General features: G+C 78.5%; 1 pseudogene. It reads right to left on the bottom strand.

The annotated features are described in order from the left end of the window. Positions 1-502, bottom strand: a pseudogene (locus GXW79_RS21315) (hypothetical protein); the annotation flags it as partial.

Raw genomic sequence — 502 nt, 5'->3', positions numbered from 1 at the left:
GGGCTCGCGATGGCCGGCGGCGGCGGCCGGAACGCCGGCTGCTGCTGCGGGGGCGCCGCACTCGGCTGCGGGCGGAACACCTGCGGCGGCGGCGCGACCTGCTGTTGCGGGCGAGGCTCCGGCTGTCGCGGCGGCGGGCTCTGGAAGGCGGGCTGCTGCGGCTGGGGCGCGGCCTGCGGCGGCCGGAATCCTGGCTGTTGCGACGGTGGGCTGGCGAAGCCTGGCTGCCGCTGCGGCGTCTCGGGCGGGCGGAAGCCTGGCTGTTGCCCCGGCGAGCTCGAGAAGCCCGGCTGCTGCGGCGTGGGTGTTGGCTGTTGCGGGCGAAACCCGGGCTGCTGACCGCTAAATCCTGGCTGCTGCGGAACCGCACCGGGCTGTTGCGGGCTGAGGCTCGGCGGCTGTCCCGGCAGGCTCGCGGCCCCGGGCTGCTGCTGTGCGGCACCTGGGCCCCCGGGCGTGGGCGGCGTGCGCAGGCCGGTGGCGCCCGGCGCACCGCCGGGCT

Source organism: Plastoroseomonas arctica, assembly GCF_018128965.1.
GTDB lineage: Bacteria > Pseudomonadota > Alphaproteobacteria > Acetobacterales > Acetobacteraceae > Plastoroseomonas > Plastoroseomonas arctica.
The sequence above is the reverse complement of the archived record's forward strand: the minus strand, read 5'-3'. Positions and strand labels throughout refer to the sequence as shown.